Source organism: Streptomyces sp. NRRL WC-3549, from assembly GCF_000721935.1.
GTDB lineage: Bacteria > Actinomycetota > Actinomycetes > Streptomycetales > Streptomycetaceae > Streptomyces.
Genome location: NZ_KL585381.1, coordinates 80,709 through 82,406 on the forward strand (window position 1 = coordinate 80,709; position 1,698 = coordinate 82,406).

Genomic DNA, 1,698 nt, shown 5'->3' on the forward strand with positions numbered 1-1,698 from the left:
TTGCGGTCGCGGCGGTCATCTACAACAACACCGAAGGCGCCCTGTCCGGCACCCTCGGCGACGCCGCGTCGGGCAGGATCCCCACCGGCGGACTCGTCCAGGAGGAGGGCGAGAAGCTCGTCGCCGACCTGGCGAAGGGCGAGGTGACGGTCTCCCTGGAGATCCGCGAACTCCAGGAGGAGCGCACCACCCGCAACGTCGTCGCCGAGACCCGGGGCGGTAACGCGGCGAAGACGGTCATGCTCGGCGCCCACCTCGACTCGGTCACCGAAGGCCCCGGTATCAACGACAACGCCTCGGGCTCGGCCGGACTCCTCGAAGTCGCCCTGGAACTGGCCCGGACGCACAAGACGCCGGCCAACAAGGTCCGCTTCGCCTGGTGGTCGGCCGAGGAGAACGGCCTGCTGGGCTCGGAGGCGTACGTCGCGAAGCTCTCCGAGGCGCAGCGCGGGAAGATCGCGCTCTACCTGAACTTCGACATGATCGCCTCGCCCAACGGCGCCCAGTTCGTCTTCGACGGCGACGACTCCGACGGGGTCGGCGAGGGCCCCGGCCCGGAGGGCTCCGCCCAGCTGGAACACGACATCACCGCGTTCCTGGACTCCCGGGGCACCCCGCACATCGGTGCGGACTTCACCGGACGCTCGGACTACGGGCCCTTCATCGAGGCCGGCATCCCGGCCGGCGGGACGGACACCGGCGCCGAGGGCATCAAGACCGCCGCCGAGGCCGAGGTCTTCGGCGGCACGGCGGGTATCGCCTACGACCCCTGCTACCACGCGGCCTGCGACGACCTGAAGAACCTCGACATGGGGCTCTTCGAGACGAACATCGACGTCATCGCGCACGCGGTCGGCACGTACGCCTACGACCTCCGCTCCCTGACCCGCCCGGTCCCCGCCGCGGCCCCCGCCGGTGAGCGGGCCGACGGCCGGTCGGCGCGCGAGGACCACGCGCACGGCGTCACCCGGTAGACGACGGCCCCCGGGCCGAGGGCGCGCCGCGGACGGGGAGCACCGCTCCCCGCCCGCGGCGCGACGGCGTCCCCGGCGGCTTCCGGCGGACCCCGCGCCGCACCCGACGCACTTCCTGGTGGTTCGGGCCGTTTTCACCCGGGATCGGTGTGCCGCCGATGGCTGCGCCCCGAGGGCCGGGCCCGGTAGGCTTTCCGTGTGATCTTCAAGCGCATCGGAAATGGGCGGCCATACCCCGACCACGGCCGGGAAAGCACCCGGCAGTGGGCGGATGTCGCGCCGCGCCCGGTCCGCCTCGACCAGCTGGTGACCACCAAGGGCCAGCTGGACCTGGAGACCCTGCTCGCCGAGGACTCGACGTTCTACGGAGACCTGTTCGCCCACGTCGTGAAGTGGCGGGGAGACCTCTACCTCGAGGACGGGCTGCACCGCGCCGTGCGGGCCGCCCTGCAGCAGCGCCAGGTGCTGCACGCCCGCGTGCTGGAGCTCGACTGACGGCGCCGCTCCCGCTCTTGGGCCATGTCGGGCCTTTCGGGTGCTTTTGCTCCCGCGCAGGTGCCCTCCGCTGATCGTTTAGTAGGCATCATCTCCGCGCCGCACTACGCTTCGGCCATGAGCATGTTGACCCCTCCCGGCATGGGCGGGAAGTACCGCGTCACGGGCAAGGCGTACCCGCGCATGCGCCGTCCGCGCCGTCGCCGCAAGCTGGTCCTCTCGGCGGGCG

At 72.0% G+C, this 1,698-nt stretch carries 2 protein-coding genes; both read left to right on the forward strand.

All coding sequences use genetic code 11. From position 1 onward, the window contains the following. On the forward strand, window positions 1–974 hold a 974-nt coding region (locus tag IH13_RS0100575), incomplete at its 5' end, for a M20/M25/M40 family metallo-hydrolase (RefSeq protein WP_031080043.1). A gap of 198 nt (window positions 975–1,172) precedes the next feature. Next, a complete protein-coding gene (locus IH13_RS0100580; RefSeq protein ID WP_003949502.1) occupies window positions 1,173–1,469 on the forward strand; it encodes a type II toxin-antitoxin system VapB family antitoxin in 297 nt (98 codons plus the stop codon). The last annotated feature ends 229 nt before the right edge of the window (window positions 1,470–1,698 follow it).